A 16,594-nucleotide genomic window follows, 5' to 3' on the forward strand; every position below is an offset into this window, starting at 1 on the left:
CGCCCGTCCGGATCGTGCGGGCTCAGATCGTTCGGGGCCGCCCGGCCAGGAATCCGATCACGGTCTGCGCGGTGATGAAGCCGAGCACGGCGGTCAGCGAGGCCGACCAGTTGCCGGTGATCTCGTGCAGCACGCCGAACAGGAACGGGCCCACCGAGGCGACGACGTAGCCGATGCTCTGCGACATGGCCGACAACTGGCCGGTGTCGGCGGCGTTGGTGGTGCGCAGCGAGATCAACGCCAGTGCGAGCGAGATCGCGCTCACGCTCACGCCGATCAGCAGCGCCCACAGCAGCGGCGCCGCCAGCGGCGCGAGCAGCAACCCGAGCACACCGGCCAACGGCGGCACTCCCATCAGCACCGCCCACCACGACTGGCCTCGGGTCCGGGTCACGAGCGGCGGCAGCACCATGTTGATCGGCACGCCGACCAGCAGCAGCACCCCCATCAGCACGCCGACCGTGGTCGCGTCCATCCCGGCGCCCTTGAACACCTCGGGCAGCCAGCCCATCACGATGTACGCGGTGGTCGACTGCAGGCCGAAGTAGCCGGTGACCAGCCAGGCGAGCGGGCTGCGCAGCATCGAACGCATGCCGGTCCCCGGCTCGGCCGCGGCCACCGTCCTGCCGGTCCGGCGACTGCCGGGCACCCACACGAGCAGCGCCGCCAGCGCAAGCACCATCCAGGTCGCCAGCGCGAGCCGCCAGCTGCCGACGAGCGAGTCCAGCCAGGGCGTCACCGCCGATCCGGCGGCACTTCCTGCGGCCAGCGCCGTCGTGTAAAGCCCGGTCGCGGCGCCGACCCGGTTCGGGAAGGACTCCTTGACCACCACCGGGATCAGCACGTTGCACATCGCGATCGCCACGCAGGCCAGCACGGTCCCGCCCAGCAGCACCCACGATCCGCCGAGCACGCGGACCACCAGCGAGACCGTCAGCAACGCCAGCGAACCGCCGACGACGGGGTTCATGCCCCAACGCCGGGACAGCACCGGTGCGGCCAGCGCCGCGACACCGAAGCACAGCGTGGGCACCGCGGTCACGACGCTGGCCCACGTGCTGCTCGCGCCGACCGAGTCGCGCACTTCGCCGAGGATCGAGCTGAGGCTGGTCACCGCGGGACGCATGTTCGCCGAGGCCAGCGCCACTCCCGCCAGCAGCAGCGCGCCTCCTGCCAACGCGCGGTGCCGGGTGTTGACCACGTTCTCCGCGGCGCCCTCGTTCGGCAGCGCTTCGGCCCGGGACAGCGGTCCGGAACCGTCGGCGGTGCTGGCATCCTGGGCCGTCACGCCGCGGTTCCCGCGGTCGTGGGCGTGCTGGGTGTGCGACTCGGCAGACATCGCCACCTATTCTGTCAAACGTAGGATGTTCGGACGAAAGGATGTCCCCTTGCCTCTGGTCAACACCCAGCGAACCGGGTTGGTCGACCAGGTCATCGCGCAGATGCGCGAACTGGTCAGCTCCGGCGAGTGGCCGCTCGGCCGGCGCATCCCCACCGAGGCCGAACTGGTCACCGCGCTCGGCGTCGGCCGCAACACCGTCCGCGAGGCGGTGCGCGCGCTCGCGCACGCGGGACTGCTCGAGGTCCGGCAGGGCGACGGCACGTTCGTCCGGGCCACCAACGAGCTCTCCGGCGCGGTGCGCAGGCTGTACGGCTCGGAACTGCGCCAGATCCTGGAAGTGCGCCGCGCGCTGGAAGTGGAAGCCGCCCGGCTGGCCGCCACCGCCCGCACCGACGAGGACCTCGCGGAGCTGGAAACCCTGCTGGCCGCCCGCGACGAGGCCGCGGCAGGCCGGGACCGCGAACACTTCAGCGCCGCCGACACCCGGTTCCACCTGCGGATGGTGGCCGCCTCGCACAACCCGGTGCTGATCGGGCTCTACGACGGGGTCAGCGAGGCGGTGCAGTCCAGCGTGGCGACCACGCACGACCCGGCGCAGCCGCCGCCCGTGTCGCACACCGCGCTGCTCGACGCGGTGCGCGCGGGCGAACCGGAGCGGGCCGCGGGCGAGGCTTGCGGGTTCCTGGAAGAACTGCTGGCGGAGATCGGCGCTCAGCCGGAGCAGCCGGCGTCCCCGTAGTCCAGCTGCCCCCAATCGGGCTGCCCGTAGTCGGTGCCCACGTCGAAGACCTCGCCGGCCGCTTCACCACCGACGGGCGCCGCCCACGCCGCGCCCAGCACGCCGTAGCTTCCCGAGCGCAGCACGCCGGAACTCGCCGCGCCGTCCGCGGAGTCGGCACGTCGCAGCACCGCCGACGGGGCACCGAACCGGGTGATCACGATCTCCTCGCCGGACTCGGCCCGGTCGAGCAGCTCGGGCAGCCGCGCCTGCGCTTCCTCCGCGGAGAATCGGGTGCTCATGACGCAGACGCTACGCCCGTGGAGATCCTCCCGGCACCGCATTCGGTCCGATCACCGGCATCCCGGCGGGCGCACCGCCGTCGAGCAGCTTGCGCAGCGCACCGGTGTCCAGGTGCCGCTCGACCAGATCGCCGAGCAGGTCGAGCTGGGCTTCGCGCAGCGCGGCGAACGAGGTGCCCGCGGCGACGGCGAACCCGTCCCGGCCGGACCGCTCGGCCGCGAACGCGAGGAACCGGCGGCGGAACTCGTCGTTCTCGAACAGCCCGTGCCAGTGCGTGCCGCCGACCGACCCGGCCAACGCGCCCTCCGGAACACCGTCGTCCGAGGTCAACAGCGGTTCCAGCGCCTCGCCCCTGCGCACCGGCAGGCCGTGGTGGATCTCGTAGCCGGAAACGGGTTCGCCGAACGCGGTGCCCGCGGGCCGCCGCAGCGTCTTCTCCGGCGCGAACTCGATCTCCAGGTCCAGCAGGCCGAGGCCGTCGACTACTCCCCCACCGGATTCGACCTCGTCGACGATGCGCCGCGACAGCATCTGGAAACCGCCGCAGATGCCGAAGACCGGCAGTCCCGCCCGCGCGTGCGCGAGCACCGCGTCGGCCAGGCCGGTGCGGTGCAGCCAAGCCAGGTCCTCGACGGTCGCCTTCGACCCGGGCAGCACGACCAGATCCGCGTCGGTGAGCCGCGAAGGCTCGGTGACGAACCGGACGGCCACCCCCGGCTCCGCGGCCAGCGCCTCGATGTCGGTGGCGTTGGAGATGCGCGGCAGCTTCGGCACCGCGACCCGCAGCCACTGGTCACCGCGCGGCGGCTGCGGCCTGCCGACGACACCGTCGGCCACGTAGGACAGCGAATCCTCCGCGTCCAGCCACAACTCCTCGGCCCACGGCAGCACGCCCTGCACCGGACGGCCGGTCAGCGCCCGCACCTGTTCCAGACCGGGTTCCAGCAGCGCCGGATCGCCCCGGAACTTGTTGATCACGAACCCGCTGACCAGCGCTTGATCGGCGGCGTCCAGCAGCGCCAAGGTGCCGTAGAGCGAGGCGAACACCCCGCCGCGATCGATGTCGCCGACCACCAGCACCGGTAGTTCCGCAGCCCGGGCCAAGCCCATGTTCGCGATGTCGGTGGCCCGCAGGTTGATCTCCGCGGGCGAGCCGGCGCCTTCGCAGATGACGTGGTCGTACTCGCCGCGCAGCTGCTCCAGCGTCGCCGCCACGGTTTCCAGCAGCGCGGCCTTGCGCTGCCGGTAGGACAGCGCGGTCACCGAACCGTCCGCCCGGCCCAGCACCACGACCTGCGAACTCCGGTCGCCGCCCGGCTTGAGCAGCACCGGGTTGTAGCGCACCGACGGCTCCAGCCCGCAGGCCGCGGACTGCACGGCCTGCGCCCGGCCGATCTCGCCGCCGTCCGGGCACACCACCGAGTTGTTCGACATGTTCTGCGCCTTGAACGGCGCCACCCGGGCCCCGGCGCGGGCCAGCCACCGGCAGATCCCGGCGACCACGACGCTCTTGCCCGCGTCCGAGGTGGTCCCGGCGACCAGCAGCCCGCTCACGGCAGGGTGAGGATCTCGTTGCCGTCCTCGGTGATCAGGATGGTGTGCTCGAACTGGGCGGTCCAGCTCTTGTCCCGGGTGGTCACCGTCCACTCGTCGTCCCACATGTCGTACTCGTGGGTGCCGAGGGTGATCATCGGCTCGATGGTGAACGTCATGCCCGGTTCCAGCACGGTCTGCACCGACGGCTCGTCGTAGTGCAGCACCACCAGGCCGCTGTGGAACGCGCGCCCGATGCCGTGCCCGGTGAAGTCGCGCACCACGCCGTAGCCGAAGCGCTTCGCGTAGGACTCGATGACCCGGCCGATGACGTTGAGCTGGCGCCCCGGCTTGGCCGCGCGGATGCCGCGCATCGTGGCCTCGTGGGTGCGCTCGACCAGCAGCTTCGCCTCCTCGGAGACGTCGCCTGCCAGGAAGGTGGCGTTGGTGTCGCCGTGCACGCCGCCGATGTAGCCGGTGACGTCGACGTTCACGATGTCGCCGTCCTCGATCACCGTCGAGTCCGGGATGCCGTGGCAGATCACCTCGTTCAGCGAGGTGCAGCAGGACTTCGGGAAACCGCGGTAGCCCAGCGTGGACGGGTAGGCGCCGTGGTCGACGAAGAACCGGTGCACCGCCTCGTCCACCTGGTCGGTGGTCGCGCCCGGCTGCACGGCCTTGCCCGCCTCTTCGAGCGCCTGCGCGGCGAGCTTGCAGGACTCCCGCATCGCGGCGATGACCTCGGGCGGCTGCACGTCCGGGTCGGTGTTGCGCTGCGGAGCGGGTTTGTCGACGTACTCGGGGCGCTGGATCGACGCCGGCACCGGCCGACGGGGGGTCTGCACTCCTGGCTGCAACGGGGCTCGTACCGGCATGTCCTCACTCTAGAACGTGCGGTCACGGCCCGGTGGCGGCCGGGGGCGCACCGGGTGAACGGACCGTTCGCCCGGGCAGCGCCGGGCACCCCTGGCGCTCTCCCAAGCGAACGGAGCACTGAGCGAACGGACCGTTCGACCAATCTAGTGGGACGAACAGGCCGTTCACTCCCGGCAGGAGCACTGCGTGAACGGACCGTTCGACCAGGCTATTGGGGCGAACGGTCCGTTCACTCCTGGGGAAGTGCTAGCGGATCAAGGGGTGTTGGTCAGGAAGTTGTTCGCGACGTCCACCGCGGGGGTGGAGGAGCCCGCGTCGGTCAGCAGCACCGCGAAGGCCATGTCGCCGCGGTAGCCGACGAACCAGCCGTGCGAGTGCGTGCCGTCGCCGAACTGCGCCGTGCCGGTCTTGCCGAACACCTCACCGGCACCTGCGACGCCCTTGGCCGTCCCGTCGGTGACGACCTCGCGCATCATCGGCCGCAGCTGCTCCACCGTCTGCGGCGACAGCGGCTGCGGAGTCGAATCGGCCTTGGTCTGCTCGCCCTGGATCAGCTTCGGCGTGGGCATCGAACCGTTCGCCACGCTGGCCGAGGCCAGCGCCATGCCGAACGGGCTGGTCAGCACCTGCCCCTGCCCGAAACCGTTGGACGCGCGGCCGGTGATGTTCTGCCCGGGCGGAGCCTGCCCGGTGATCGTGGTGGCACCCGGCATCACGAAGTCCACGCCGACGCCGAGCTGCTGGGCCGTGTTCGTCAGCGTCTGCGCGGGCATGTCCACGGCCAGCTGCGCGAACGTGGTGTTGCAGGACTTGGCGAAGGCGGTGTGCAGCGGCACCATGCCGAGCGCGAAGTTCTTGTCGTTCGGCACCGTGCGGCCGTCGAAGACCTTGCTCGCCGGGCAGTCCACCGGCTGGTCCTTGGTCACCTTGCCGGTTTCCAGCCCGGCCGCCGCGGTGGCGATCTTGAACGTGGAGCCGGGCGGGAACTGGCCGGTCAGCGCGAGCGAACCCTGCGCGTCGGCCGGGTCGTTCTGCGCCACCGCCAGCACGTCGCCGTTGGACGGCCGCATCGCCACGACCATCGCGGCCTGCGGCACCGGCTGCACCGCCTGCTCGGCGGCCCGCTGCACCTGATCGCTGAGCGTGGTGCTCACCTGCGCGACCGGTTTCGGCGCTTGCTCCTGGAGCACCTGGGCGGGGGCGCCGTCCGCGTTCGCGGTCGCCACGCTCCAACCGGTGCCCGCCTTGACCTGCTCGTCGGCCTGCTTGGACACACCGGAGAGCACCTGCGAGGCATAGCCGCGTTCCGGGGTCACCAGCTGCTGCTTGGCCGGGAACTGCACCCCGGGCAGGTCGTAGATCGCCGGGCGCACCCGTTCGTAGTCGGCCTGCCGCAACGAGATCACCGAGTACGGCTGCCCGGGCTTGGTCTTCGCGGCACCGTCCAAGATGGACTGCTGGGAGATCTCCGGCTCCACCGGCTTGATGCCGTCCGCGAGCTGCGCGGCCACGCCGGGCAGGTCCCCGGCCGCCTGCGGGTCCAGGTTGACGTTGACGATCTGCTCCGGGGTCATCAACGGCTTGCCGTCGCGGTCGAGCACCGGCTCGGGCTGCGGCGGCTGCTCGTTGAGCGTCAGCGCCTGGCCCGGCCCGAGCTTGGGGTGCAGCACCGACGGCTCCCAGTGCACCTTGTAGCCCTGGTCGGTGTCGGCGAGGCGCATGTGGCCCTCGTACTCGAAAACCCGGCCGCCGCCGAGGTCCCAGGTCGCGTAGAACTTGACCGAGGCGGGGTTCGGGCCCTCGCCTTCGCTCACGTTGCGCACCTCGGTCCGCACGCCCTGCGGGTGCAAGTTGGTCCACGAGCGTTCAAGCGTCTGCTGCGCCTGTCCCGGCGCGTCGGTGCGCCCCGCGGCGGCCGCGGCGTCCCCGGCCGAGAGCGATCCGAGGAACGACGTGGCGACGTCATGGGCGGACGGGCCGGAGTCGAACGCGCCGCAGCCCGCGAGGGGCACCGCCAGCGCCAGCCCGGCCAGTGCGGTCACGGCTCGCGAGGTCCGCGGGTAGAAGATCCGGGAGGAAATCACGTGGGAAGTATGCCGAAGGGGTACGACCGTTCCGGGCGCCCACCCACCGTCAGATCATCCGGTCCCGGCACCGGCCGCAGGCGTTGAGCCGATCGTCGCCGGGCACTCCCGCTTCGCCTGGGCCGAACGGCGCAGCACAGCACCCGCCGGTACGCCTTGGTGCGGGGTCTCCCGCGGAAGAAAGGATTCAGAACAGCACCGTGCTGAACGTGCCCAGTTGGTGGAAACCCACCTTGCCGTAGGCCACCCTCGCGGAGATGTTGAAGCCGTTCACGTACAGGCTCGCGGTGCGCCCCAGACCGCGCACGAGGCGGTCCGCGATGGCCGCCGTTCCCGCGGTGCCGAGCCCCGAACTGCGCCGGTCCGGATGCACCCACACGCCCTGGATCTGCCCGACCGAGCGGGACATCGCCCCGATCTCGGCCTTGAACACGACCTCACCGCCGTCGAACCGGGCGAACGCGCGACCGGCGGCGATCAGCTCCGCAACGCGCGCCCGGTAGCCCGCGGCGCCGCCGTCGCGGGAGGGGTCGACGCCGACCTCCTCGGTGAACATCGCCACCGCCGCGGGCAGGTACCGGTCCAGCTCCTCCGGGCGCACCTGCCGGACCAGCGGATCCGGTCGCACCAGCGGCGGGCCGGACAGCACCATCAGCGGCTGCTGCTCACGCACCTCGCGCGCGGGGCCCCACTGCCCGGCGAGCTCGTCCCACAGCGCCAGCACCTGCTCGGACGGGCCGACCAGCGACGAGCACACCCGGCGGCGCCGCAGTACCCGATCGGCGAACGCGCGCATCGCCTCCGGGCCGCCGGCCAGCGGGATGAGGTTGACCCCGGAGAAGCACAGCCCGTCCAGCCCGCTGCCGTAGCCCCAGACCTCACCGCCCAGCCGGCTCGGCCGCAGCCCGGCGGCTTCCACGCGGGAAGCGACCATGCAGGCCGCGACCGGGTCCCGCGCCAGCGCCGTGTGGACACTGGCCGCGTCCCGGTCCTCCAACAGGCGGGCACCGACGAGCTTGAGCACGGCTAAAAGAGTGCCAGAAGACCCCGCGTCCCGGCTCCCCTACCCGGTGTGCGCAGCGCAATCCGAACGTGGATCAGCCGACCGGCGCAGGTGCGGCCGACTGCACGCGCAGCAGTCGCCACCGTCCGTGTCGCCACCCACGTTCGATCGATCGGCGTCACCGCGACGGCGATTTGCTCCAGCGACCGGTTCAAAAACCAGCGCAACGGAACGGCCCCGCCGAGCAATGCACCTCGGCGGGGCCGTGCGGCAATGTCCGCGGGCGATGTCCGCGCAGCCGCGCGATCAACCGACGGTGACGACCGGGTCGCCTTCGCCTTCCGGAGTCTCCTCCATGTCCTCGGCGATGCGCTGCGCCTCTTCGATCAACGTCTCCACGATCTTGGCCTCCGGCACGGTCTTGATGACCTCGCCCTTGACGAAGATCTGGCCCTTGCCGTTGCCGGAGGCCACCCCGAGATCGGCTTCCCTGGCCTCGCCCGGCCCGTTGACGACGCAGCCCATCACGGCCACCCGCAGCGGCACCTCCATGCCTTCCAGGCCCGCGGTGACCTCGTCGGCGAGCTTGTAGACGTCGACCTGGGCGCGGCCGCAGGACGGGCAGGAGACGATCTCCAGCTTGCGCGGGCGCAGGTTCATCGACTGCAGGATCTGCGCGCCGACCTTGACCTCCTCGACCGGCGGCGCGGACAGCGAGACCCGGATGGTGTCGCCGATGCCCTGGCGCAGCAGCGCGCCGAAGGCCACCGCGGACTTCACGGTGCCCTGGAACGCCGGACCGGCCTCGGTCACACCCAGGTGCAGCGGGTAGTCGCACTGCTCGGCGAGGATCTCGTAGGCGCGCACCATCACGACCGGGTCGTTGTGCTTGACCGAGATCTTGATGTCGTTGAAGTCGTGCTCGGCGAACAGGCTCGCCTCCCACAGCGCCGACTCGGCCAGCGCCTCGGGCACCGCCTTGCCGTACTTCTTCATCAGCCGCGGGTCCAGCGAGCCCGCGTTGACCCCGATCCGGATCGGCGTGCCGTGGTCCTTCGCGGCGTGCGCGATCTCCTTGACCTGGTCGTCGAACTTGCGGATGTTGCCAGGGTTGACCCGCACGCCCGCGCAGCCCGCCTCGATCGCGGCGAAAACGTACTTGGGCTGGAAGTGGATGTCGGCGATGACCGGGATCTTGGACTTCTGCGCGATCGCGGGCAGCGCTTCGGCGTCGTCGGCGCTGGGGCAGGCCACCCGGACGATGTCGCAGCCCGAGGCGGTGAGCTCGGCGATCTGCTGCAGCGTGCCGTTGATGTCGGTGGTGTTGGTGGTGGTCATGCTCTGCACGGAGATGGGGTGCTCACTGCCCACCCCGACCGCGCCGACCTGCAACTGGCGGGTCTTGCGCCGTTCGGCCAGCACCGGGTCCGGAGCGCCGGGCATTCCCAGGTCGACGGTCATCGATTCCTCTCCACCTCTGCGACGGGTGCGCTGACTGGTTCCGCCCTCACGGGCCGGTTTCGCGGGGCCGGTAGCCACCGATGGGCTGCGCCTGCCGGTGCCGGCGACTGCGCCGGGACCGGCTGTCCGCCGGGGCCACGATGCTCCCGGCCGGCCGGTGACGGCGGAGCCGTCCCGCTCCCACGATACCGATCGTCTCTCACCCGGCTGGGCAAGGTTCGGCACTGATTTGATCACCGGCAGTGATCGACATTGCTCCGTCAGTGGCCCGCCCGCCTGCGGAGACGCGCTGTTCACCCGCCGTTGTCCGGCGCGTGAACAGTGCCGACCGCACCATGGGCTGCTTCATAAGCGGCGCCAGCCACTTGCGGTGCCCCAGGACTCAGCCGGACCACCGGCGGGTTCTCAGGCGTGACCCACTACGCACACCCTTTACTTCCCTAGAGGAACGTGACCGGATTGACCACGTCGGCGACCAGCACCAGCAACGAGTAGGCGATGAACACCAGCGTCACGCCGTAGGCCAGCGGCATCAGCCGCGCCGTGTCGAACGGACCCGGGTCGGGCTTGCGAACCAGCTTCGCCAACCCGCGCCGGATCGACTCCCACAGCGCACCCGCGATGTGCCCGCCGTCCAGCGGCAGCACCGGCAGCATGTTCATCACGAACAGCGAGAGGTTCACCGCGGCCAGCAGCTGCAGCAGGATGATCAGCCGGGCGCCCACCGGGGCCTGGTCCATCGACAGCACCTCGCCGCCGAGCCTGCTCGCGCCCACGATGCCCACCGGGGAATCCTTCGACCGCTCCTCGCCGCCGATCGCGCTGACCAGGCCGGGAACGCGCTGCGGCAGCTCCACGACCTTCTGCGCGGTGAGGGTCACGAACCCGCCGATGGTGCGCGCCACCCCGCCGACGTCCTGGCGCACGTAGACCTGCGTGGGTGAGAGCCCGAGGAACCCGACCCGCTCGGTCTCGTCCGGGTCCTGCAGCGACGGCCGCTCGTCCTGGATGAGGTTCGCCTGCAACGGCACCTCTTGCCCGCCGCGCTCCACGACCACCGGGACGGTGCCGGAGGACTCGCGGATCGCGAGCTGCAACTGGTTCCACGAGTCGTAGCGGCGGCCGTTGAACTCGACGATCTTGTCGCCCTGCTGGAACCCGGCGGCAGCGGCCGGAGACGGCGGAGCGCCTGGCGGGCAGCTGCCGGTGTCCTTGGTGTCCGCGGCCACCACGCACTCGCTGACCGTGTTTACGGTGGTCGTCGGCTGCGGAGTGCCGTAGCCCATCAGGATCCCGGCGAAGAGGGCCACCGCGAGGATCAGGTTCATGAACGGCCCGGCGACCATCACGATGATCCGCTTCCACGGCTTGCGCTGGTACATCTGCCGGTGCGCGTCCTGCGGCGGGACCTCTTCGGCATCTGCCTCGCGGGCGTCCTCGATCATCGCGCGCCACGGCGAGGACGATGCGGTGCGCCCGTACTCCTCGTCCCGCTTCGGCGGGAACATGCCGATCATCCGGATGTAGCCGCCCAGCGGGATCAGCTTCACCCCGTACTCGGTGTCCCCGCGCTTGCGGGAGAACACGGTCCGGCCGAAGCCGACCATGTACTGCGTGACCTTGATGCCGAACATCTTCGCGGTGAGCAGGTGCCCGAGCTCGTGCCAAGCGATGGACAGCAGCAGCCCGAAGAAGAAGATCACGATGCCAACGACGATCAGCATTTACCGCACCTCCGCGACCAGCTCGCGAGACTTCATCCGCGCCCACTCCTCGGCTGCGAAGACCTCTTCGACGCTGCGCGGCGCGTCGTGCCAGTCGTCGGCGGCGGCCAGCGTCCGCTCGACAGTCTGCACGATGGACGTGAAACCGGTGTCACCTCGGACGAACGCGGCCAGCGCTTCCTCGTTGGCCGCGTTGTAGACGGCGGGCAGGCAACCGCCGGTGCTGCCCGCGTGCCTGGCCAGCGACACCGCGGGGAAGACATCGTCGTCCAGCGGCTCGAACGTCCACGCGGAGGCTTCGGTGAACGACAGCGCGGGCGCGGCCCCGGCGATCCGCCGCGGCCAGTCCAGGCCCAGCGCGATCGGCAGCCGCATGTTCGGCGGGCTGGCCTGCGCCAGCGTGGAACCGTCCACGAACGTCACCATCGAGTGCACGATCGACTGCGGGTGCACCACCACGTCGATCCGCTCGTAGTCGACGCCGAACAGCAGGTGCGCCTCGATCAGTTCCAGGCCCTTGTTCATCAGCGTCGCCGAGTTGATCGTGACGACGTCGCCCATGTTCCAGGTCGGGTGCGCCAGCGCCTGCTGCAGCGTGACGCCCTCCAGGTCTTCCTTGGTGCTCCCGCGGAACGGGCCGCCGGAGGCGGTCAGCACCAGCTTGTCGACCTCGTGGCCCCGGCCGCCCACCAGGCATTGCGCGAGCGCGGAGTGCTCGGAGTCCACCGGCACGATCTGCCCGGGCGCGGCCGCGGCCAGCACCAGCGCGCCGCCCGCGACCAGCGATTCCTTGTTCGCCAGTGCCAGCTTCGCGCCGGACTCCAGCGCGGCCAGCGTCGGGCCCAGTCCCCGCGACCCGTCCACCGCGTTGAGCACCACGTCGGCCGGGGTGCTGCGCACGATCTCGGTGGCGGCCTCCGGGCCCGCCAGCAGCCGCGGCAGCTTGAACTCGCCGGTCGAGTAGCCGAGCCGCTGCGCCTCGGCGTAGAGCGCGAGCTGCACGTCCTCCGCCGCGGTCCCCTTGCCAACCGCGACCGCTTCGACCCCGAATTCCAGGGCTTGCGCGGCCAGTGCGCCCGGGTCGCTGCCGCCGGCGGCCAGGCCGGCTACGCGGAACCGGCCGGGATCGTTCCGGATCACCTCCAGCGCCTGGGTGCCGATCGAGCCGGTCGAGCCCAGGATGAGCACGGTGCGCGGCTCTCCCGCCCCCTGCTCGTTCGTCGCCGACACGCTCGTTGCCGCCGGACCGCCGGGTGCGCCGCCGCGGGCGCTGGCCGGCTCGCCAGGAGTGGGGGTCGCGGTGTTCATCGCCGCCATTGTCCCCGAAGCAGGTGAGCGCCGGACGCTCGCGGTGCGCGACGCCACGCGCGGCGGCAGGATCGCGGGGGTCAGTCCCGGTCGTCCGGCCGATGACCGGGCTGAACGTCGTGCGGCGACGTCGTGCCGCCGACCGATTGGGGCGCTGCGCCCCGGTCCACTCCCAGGGCGCTGCGGAACGGGTTCGCTCCCGTTCCGCAGTGCTGTTTCCGGGCTCGGGTCAGCCGCGGCGAGCCTTCGCCGACCTCCGCGGACCCGGATGCGATTCCCGCCACCGCGCCGCCCGGCCGTTCGCCCCGGTGTGCGAAGATGAACGCGCGTGACCAGGGGTCGCGTGCAGGTGCAGGCGCAACCGACCTCGTGGCCGGTTGGGACGCAGGAGGGCCACGTGGCGAGCACGGAACTCGAGACCAAGCCCGGCCAGGACGTCGATCCGGCGGACGAGCCGTCGGCCGAGTGGGGCTGGCACGGCGGCTTTCCGAAGGCCACCCAGGTCGCGGGCTGGTTCACCGTGTTCGCGCTGCTGATCATGCTGCACGGCAACCACCAGGGCATCCTCAGCGGCGGCAGCGGGTTCAAGACCGAGGACATCTGGCTGATCGTGCTGGCGGCGGGAGTCGCGGTCGGGCTGCTGTTCGACCTGCGCCGGAAGCGCACCGCCTGGCGCCGCTGACCCGCCCTCCGCGGCACCTCCCGGACGTCTCCGCAGGTGGTCGCCCGATCGGGTAGCTCGGGCAAGTACTAGCTTTCGGCCCGTGGGGGATATACCGGAGGCACAACTGCACCGGCGGGTGCGGGAGCAACTGGGTCCGGCCGCGGAGAACTTGGCCGGGCTGATCGGTTCCCGCGCGCGGAACCGGGTGCCGCCCGCGCTGCTGGCCGCACCGGTGGGCGTCGATCCACGCGGGCTCTGCCACGAACTCGACCGCCTCAGTGCGCTTCGCGCGCTGCAACTGCCGCTGGGATTCCTCGGAGAATCGGACGGCGCGCCGCGGCTGGAGCAGCTCAACGCGCTGTTCGGCGATGTCGAACGGCTCGACCGGCTGCGTGCGCTGGAGCTTCCGGACGAAATGTTCGACGGCGTGCCGGACGCCACGATCGATTGCTGGCGGCATCGGGCGCTGACCGGCCTGCACCTCGAACCCGCCGCCGCGCGGTTGTCGCTGCTGGCCGCGCTGTGCTGGTGCAGGCAGGCGGAACTCGCCCAGGAGCTGCTGCTCGTGCTGCTGGCGATGATCGAACAGCTGCATTCCCGCGCGCTCGCGCGGCTGCACCGGACAAGTGCCGAGTCCCGCGAGCGCGTCTTGCTGCGGCTCGTGGATTCGACCGCGCACGGGCGGTCGGAGCGCTTCTCGTCGATCGGTCCCGGACTGCGCGACCTGCTGCGCGAGGCGGATGCGAGCGCAGGCGCCCGGAACTCGCGCACGGCGCTGCACACCTCCTACTCCTCGGATTACCGGCAGGTGGTCGAGCCGCTGCTGCGCGCACTGGAGTTCCGCTGCTCCGATGACCGCTGCTGGCCCCTGCTGGCCGCGCTGGGAGAGCTGCTCGGCGGCGGCACGCAGGTTTGGGGCGACGACCGCTACTACTCCGCCGATCAGAAGATTCCGGTGCGCGGCGTCGTCCCGCACGGCTGGCGCGAGGTGCTGGTGGATGAGCGCGGCCGCATCGAGCGGGTCGCCTACGAGCTGTGCGTGCTGATCAGGTTGCACGAGGCCGTGACGCGCGGCGAGATCACGGTGCCGTGGGCGGCCGCAGCACCGGGTCTGCCGGGCGGCCGCGTCATCTGGCCACCGGAGGCACCGGCCCAGCTGGGCACCGCGGGCGAGATCGTCCCGGCTCGCCCCGGCTGACCGCGATCATCCCGTCACGTGGTGTCCCCTTGCGCTCACCCGCGGTCGACCAATAGACGTGTGCGCATGAACCACGTGCCGCTCGACCCGTTCTGGCCGTCGCGGCGCATGTCCCTTTTCGACCAGGCGTGTCCTTGGGCCGCGCTTGTCGTGCGCGGCCGCCTCCGAACGTGATCCAGCCCGCCCCGGCGGGAAGCATGAACAGGAGGGACACCATGTCGGTCACCGACGAACTGCTCAAGAACAACGAGTCCTACGCCGCCGGGTTCTCCGGTCCGCTGCCGCTGCCCCCTGCCAAGAAGGTGGCCGTGCTGGCGTGCATGGACGCGCGACTGGACGTCTACCGCGCGCTCGGGCTCGCCGAAGGCGAAGCGCACGTCATCCGCAACGCGGGCGGCGTGGTCACCGCCGACGAGATCCGCTCGCTGGCGATCAGCCAGCGGCTGCTCGGCACCGAGGAGATCATCCTGATCCACCACACCGACTGCGGGATGCTGACCTTCACCGACGACGAGTTCACCGCCGCGATCCAGCAGGACGTGGGCGTCGAACCGGACTGGTCACCGGAGTCGTTCGGCGACCTCGAAACCGATCTGCGGCAATCCGTGCAGCGCATCCTGACCAGCCCGTTCATTCCGAAGAAGGATTCCGTGCGGGGCTTCGTGTTCGACGTGGCAGACGGGCGGCTGGGCGAGGTGAGCTGAGACCGCCCGGAGCCGGCCGGGCAGCGCGGTGCGAGGGGAAGGGGCGCTGTCCGGCCGGCGCGGACCCGACACCGGTCGGGGGTGTCGGCATCGGGCCGGCCCGGGCGGGGGTTTCGTGGGAGTTCCGCGAGGGCCGCGATCACCAGGGTGATCTCGCGCTGGACGGTTTTCCAGAGTCCCAACCCGACCGATGGACACCCCTTGCACGGGGCTCGGCGAACCGCTCCGCGATCATGCGGACGAGCCAGGCGAGCGCCTTCGATTCCGGCGAAACACGCAGGTCAGAAACGCAATGGCGAAATGCCGGGCGGACCCGCCGGAGCAACCGCCGACGCTTCGTGATCAGCTCGTGATCCGTTGCCCGGAGCGGACCGGATCATCCGTAGTGATGAAGCCGCGGCCACCCGGCCGTTGCTCGCGCCGCGCTCGGCCGATCCCGGGTCGCAGCGCGCCTGGTCCGTGCGCTCGGGAACCCTCGTCGCCCGGTGGGCGCTCAGCCCTCCGCGGCCAACTGCCCGCAGGCCGCGGAGATCTCCTGCCCGCGGGTGTCGCGGACGGTGCACGGCACTCCGGCCGCCCGGACGCGGCGGACGAACTCGCGCTCCACCGGTTTCGGGCTCGCGTCCCACTTGCTGCCCGGAGTCGGGTTCAGCGGGATCAGGTTGACGTGCGCGAACTGCCCGAGGTGCCGGTGCAGCAGCTTGCCGAGCAGGTCCGCGCGCCAGCCCTGGTCGTTCATGTCCCGGATCAGCGCGTACTCGATCGAGACCCGGCGCCCGGTGTTGTCGGCGTAGCCGCGCGCGGCCTCCAGCACCTCGGCCACCGGCCAGCGGTTGTTCACCGGCACCAGCGTGTCGCGCAGCTCGTCGTCCGGAGTGTGCAGCGAGACCGCGAGCGTGACGTGCAGGTTCTCCGCGGTCATCTTCCGGATCGCCGGGGCGAGGCCCACCGTGGAGACGGTGACCGAACGCTGCGACAGCCCCAGTCCATCCGGCGCGTCGTCGCAGATCCGGTGCACCGCGTCGAGCACGCGCTTGTAGTTCGCCAGCGGCTCGCCCATGCCCATGAACACCACGTTCGACAACCGGCCCGGGCCGCCCGGAACCTCGCCGTCGCGCAGCATCGCCGCGGCGGTGCGGACCTGGTCGACGATCTCGGCCGTGGACAGGTTGCGCTGCAGACCGCCCTGCCCGGTGGCGCAGAACGGGCAGGCCATGCCGCAGCCCGCCTGGCTGGAGATGCACACCGTCGCCCGCTCGGGATAGCGCATCAGCACGCTTTCGATCAGCGTGCCGTCGTGCGCGCGCCAGAGCGTCTTGCGGGTGGTGCCCTCGTCGGTGTCCACGGTTCGGACCTGGCTCAGCAGCGTGGGCAGCAGGTCCGCGCCGAGCTTGGCCCGGCTGGCCGCGGGGATGTCGGTCATCGACTCGACGTCGGCGTTGAGCCTGCCGAAGTAGTGGTTCGCGAGCTGCCGCGCCCGGAACGGCTTCTCCCCCGCCTCGCCCACGGCGGTGCGACGTTCCTCGGCCGACATGTCGGCGAGGTGGCGAGGTGGCATACCGCGCTTCGGCGCGTCGAAGACCAGCGGGAGTGAAGTCGACATAGCGCTCACCATTCTCCCACGGCGGAATCCGGGGCCGGAGACCGAGTCCACTGGTCAGCGCGGCTTCGCGGGC

The 16,594-nt window shown here is 71.3% G+C and carries 14 protein-coding genes; 4 read left to right on the forward strand and 10 right to left on the reverse strand.

Translation table 11 applies throughout. The features are described 5' to 3' along the window. Positions 1 to 22 precede the first annotated feature (22 nt). Entirely contained in the window at positions 23 to 1,339 is a 1,317-nt protein-coding gene (locus tag INP57_RS11540) for a CynX/NimT family MFS transporter (protein WP_200070141.1), read from the reverse strand. A 49-nt stretch (positions 1,340 to 1,388) separates the two neighbouring features. On the opposite strand from INP57_RS11540, the gene INP57_RS11545 reads away from it, so the two are divergent. Beyond that, positions 1,389 to 2,081 (forward strand): FadR/GntR family transcriptional regulator, encoded by a 693-nt coding sequence (locus INP57_RS11545; protein ID WP_200070142.1) that lies wholly within the window; start codon positions 1,389 to 1,391, stop codon positions 2,079 to 2,081. On the opposite strand, the gene INP57_RS11550 is transcribed toward INP57_RS11545, so the two are convergent. The 8 genes from INP57_RS11550 to dxr all read right to left on the reverse strand — a co-directional run bounded on the left by INP57_RS11550 (position 2,054) and on the right by dxr (position 12,361). Then, complete coding sequence (locus INP57_RS11550; protein ID WP_200070143.1) at positions 2,054 to 2,362, reverse strand: type II toxin-antitoxin system Phd/YefM family antitoxin; 309 nt, start codon at positions 2,360 to 2,362, stop codon at positions 2,054 to 2,056. The two genes, INP57_RS11545 and INP57_RS11550, sit on opposite strands and share 28 nt — an antisense overlap. A gap of 10 nt (positions 2,363 to 2,372) precedes the next feature. Continuing rightward, positions 2,373 to 3,917 carry a cobyric acid synthase gene (locus tag INP57_RS11555; protein WP_200070144.1) on the reverse strand — a complete coding sequence of 515 codons (1,545 nt, stop codon included), beginning with the start codon at positions 3,915 to 3,917 and terminating at the stop codon, positions 2,373 to 2,375. After that, positions 3,914 to 4,771: a type I methionyl aminopeptidase gene (gene map / locus INP57_RS11560; RefSeq protein ID WP_200070145.1), complete on the reverse strand. Its 858-nt coding sequence runs from the start codon at positions 4,769 to 4,771 to the stop codon at positions 3,914 to 3,916. The genes INP57_RS11555 and map overlap by 4 nt, the downstream gene beginning before the upstream one ends. Positions 4,772 to 5,026: 255 nt before the next feature. Then, positions 5,027 to 6,856 carry a penicillin-binding transpeptidase domain-containing protein gene (locus tag INP57_RS11565; RefSeq protein ID WP_307850022.1) on the reverse strand — a complete coding sequence of 610 codons (1,830 nt, stop codon included), beginning with the start codon at positions 6,854 to 6,856 and terminating at the stop codon, positions 5,027 to 5,029. A gap of 187 nt (positions 6,857 to 7,043) precedes the next feature. Continuing rightward, entirely contained in the window at positions 7,044 to 7,880 is an 837-nt protein-coding gene (locus tag INP57_RS11570) for a GNAT family N-acetyltransferase (protein ID WP_200070146.1), read from the reverse strand. A gap of 285 nt (positions 7,881 to 8,165) precedes the next feature. Further along, positions 8,166 to 9,320, reverse strand: coding sequence for a flavodoxin-dependent (E)-4-hydroxy-3-methylbut-2-enyl-diphosphate synthase (gene ispG, locus INP57_RS11575; protein WP_200070147.1), 1,155 nt, complete (start codon positions 9,318 to 9,320; stop codon positions 8,166 to 8,168). Between the two features lie 440 nt (positions 9,321 to 9,760). Continuing rightward, positions 9,761 to 11,044: a M50 family metallopeptidase gene (locus tag INP57_RS11580; protein ID WP_200070148.1), complete on the reverse strand. Its 1,284-nt coding sequence runs from the start codon at positions 11,042 to 11,044 to the stop codon at positions 9,761 to 9,763. Then, positions 11,045 to 12,361 carry a 1-deoxy-D-xylulose-5-phosphate reductoisomerase gene (gene dxr, locus INP57_RS11585; protein ID WP_374220939.1) on the reverse strand — a complete coding sequence of 439 codons (1,317 nt, stop codon included), beginning with the start codon at positions 12,359 to 12,361 and terminating at the stop codon, positions 11,045 to 11,047. It lies immediately after the preceding gene. Between the two features lie 388 nt (positions 12,362 to 12,749). On the opposite strand from dxr, the gene INP57_RS11590 reads away from it, so the two are divergent. From INP57_RS11590 to INP57_RS11600, 3 genes are all read left to right on the forward strand, one after another. Then, positions 12,750 to 13,034 carry a DUF2631 domain-containing protein gene (locus INP57_RS11590; RefSeq protein WP_200070150.1) on the forward strand — a complete coding sequence of 95 codons (285 nt, stop codon included), beginning with the start codon at positions 12,750 to 12,752 and terminating at the stop codon, positions 13,032 to 13,034. Positions 13,035 to 13,116: 82 nt separating this feature from the next. Further along, positions 13,117 to 14,214, forward strand: coding sequence for a hypothetical protein (locus tag INP57_RS11595; RefSeq protein WP_200070151.1), 1,098 nt, complete (start codon positions 13,117 to 13,119; stop codon positions 14,212 to 14,214). Positions 14,215 to 14,429: 215 nt separating this feature from the next. Then, on the forward strand, positions 14,430 to 14,918 hold the full coding sequence (locus tag INP57_RS11600; protein ID WP_200070152.1) for a beta-class carbonic anhydrase: 489 nt from the start codon (positions 14,430 to 14,432) through the stop codon (positions 14,916 to 14,918). Between the two features lie 493 nt (positions 14,919 to 15,411). On the opposite strand, the gene rlmN is transcribed toward INP57_RS11600, so the two are convergent. Then, positions 15,412 to 16,521: a dual-specificity RNA methyltransferase RlmN gene (gene rlmN, locus INP57_RS11605; protein WP_200070153.1), complete on the reverse strand. Its 1,110-nt coding sequence runs from the start codon at positions 16,519 to 16,521 to the stop codon at positions 15,412 to 15,414. Positions 16,522 to 16,594 lie beyond the last annotated feature (73 nt).

The sequence above is a fragment of the Saccharopolyspora galaxeae genome (assembly GCF_016526145.1).
In the GTDB taxonomy this organism is placed as follows: Bacteria; Actinomycetota; Actinomycetes; order Mycobacteriales; family Pseudonocardiaceae; genus Saccharopolyspora_C; species Saccharopolyspora_C galaxeae.